At 55.4% G+C, this 2,108-nt stretch carries 1 protein-coding gene; it reads left to right on the forward strand.

Features of this window, described 5'->3' with window-relative positions; genetic code table 11:
- The first annotated feature begins 229 nt into the window (after positions 1-229).
- Positions 230-1,924 (forward strand): phospho-sugar mutase, encoded by a 1,695-nt coding sequence (locus DWZ15_RS10225; RefSeq protein WP_118450821.1) that lies wholly within the window; start codon positions 230-232, stop codon positions 1,922-1,924.
- Positions 1,925-2,108 lie beyond the last annotated feature (184 nt).

The raw sequence follows: 2,108 nt of genomic DNA on the forward strand, positions 1-2,108 counted from the left end.
TCATCGAAACTGCAGAAGGGGGAGGCCTCGCGGCCTCCCCCTTTTTTGCGTTTACGGGCAACATTTCTTATGCAATTAAATCAATTTAATCATCCACCGCTGAATATAGACGTTCACCGTTCTTTGGTCGGTTCTCTGTTCTCAATGGACTAATATTTGCTTTAGCGCACTGCTGCGCTTGTCCTGTTTTTACACGGGTCGTTTTATTGATTGTGACGGAAGGACTCACATGGCAGATGTTCATGAGCTGCTTGATACTTGGATTGCCAATGTCAAGGACGAGGAGCTCCTCGCTGAGCTCAACACGATGAAGGAGCAGGGTGATGAGGACGCCATCACTGACGCTTTCTTCCAGGATCTCGCCTTCGGTACCGCCGGTCTTCGCGGCACTATCGGTGCGGGCACTAACCGTATGAATATCTATACGGTCGGTCGTGCGACCCAGGGATTCGCTGACTATCTCAATGCGACCTTTGAGCATCCGACGGTTGCCATCGCTCGCGATAGCCGCAATAAAGGTGAGCTGTTCGTTAAGACGACGGCTGCCATTCTTGCAGCAAATGGCGTGACTGCCCTCGTGTATCCCAAGATTTCTCCTGTGCCGACGCTCTCCTGGGCCGTCCGTGATCTTAAGTGCTCCGGTGGCATTTGCATGACCGCTAGCCATAACCCGGCGCCGTATAACGGCTATAAGGCCTATGGCCCCGATGGCTGCCAGATCACCAGCGAGGCCGCCGATGCAATTTCTAAGGCTATCGCCGAGACCGATACATTCACCGGCGTGAAGTCCATGGACTTTGATGAGGCTCTTGAGCAGGGTCTGGTTAAATGGATCGAAGGCTCATGCCTCGAGCGTTATTACGACGCCGTTCTCGCGCGTGGCGTGACCAACCTTTCTGCCGAGGAAATTGCCGGCGCGCCGCTCAAGCTTGTCTATACGCCGCTGAATGGTACCGGCCTCATTCCCGTTACCACGGTGCTCGAGCGCGCTGGCATCACCGATGTCACGGTTGTTCCCGAGCAGAAGGAGCCTAACGGCGATTTCCCGACCTGCCCGTATCCTAACCCCGAGATCCGTCAGGCCATGCAGAAGGGTATCGATCTCTGCGAGCAGGTTCACCCTGATTTGCTGCTTGCAACCGATCCCGACGCCGATCGTGTTGGCGTTGCCGTTAAAAATGGCGATGACTATCTGCTACTGACCGGCAATGAGATGGGCGTTCTGTTGCTCGACTATATCTGCAAGACCCGTGCTGCCTGCGGTGAGGACCTCACTAAGAAGGTTGCCGTTACTACTATCGTTTCTTCCGCCATGGTTGACGCTCTGGCCGACGAGTACGGTTTTGAGCTCCGCCGCTGCCTGACGGGCTTCAAGTACATCGGCGACATCATTACTTCTCTTTCCGATGCTGGCGAGGTCGATCGCTTTATCTTTGGTTTCGAGGAGAGCTACGGCTATCTGGCCGGCGACCACGTGCGCGACAAGGACGCCGTGAGCACTTCACTTCTGATTTGCCAGATGGCGCAGTATTACAAGCTCCAGGGTAAGAACCTTGCCGATGCGATGCACGAGCTGTACGAGAAGTATGGCTACTACCACAACAAGACGATTTCGCTGAGCTATCCGGGTGCTGAGGGTGCGGCAAAGATGGCCGGCATCATGTCCGGTCTGCGCGAGAACCCGCCTGCGGAGCTTGCTGGGTCCAAGATTGAGGCCGTCGTGGACTACAACACCTGCGTGAACGGCCTGCCGAAGGCTAACGTCATTGAGTTCGATCTTGAGGGCGGCAACAAGGGTATTGTTCGTCCTTCCGGCACCGAGCCCAAGATTAAACTGTACATCTTCGCCAAGGGCGCGGATGCCGCCGAGGCTGATGCAGCACTTGACGCGATCGAGGAATCCGGTCGCAAGCTGTTGGCCTAAGGCTTTGAAAGCCTATTCCTATAGATAGACGGAGGAGGGGATCTCGGAAACGAGGTCCCCTCTTTATTACCGGTAAATACAGCTGAGAATTCCGAATTGTGTAGGAAATGTGTACGCCCAGATTCCCGCCCCCGGAACCCCTCCGGTCTGGCAATATATCTCCTTGCCGCGCGGCCCGGTCGGA

Origin of the sequence: Collinsella sp. AF29-7AC (assembly GCF_003475665.1) — a bacterium.
Lineage (GTDB): Bacteria > Actinomycetota > Coriobacteriia > Coriobacteriales > Coriobacteriaceae > Collinsella.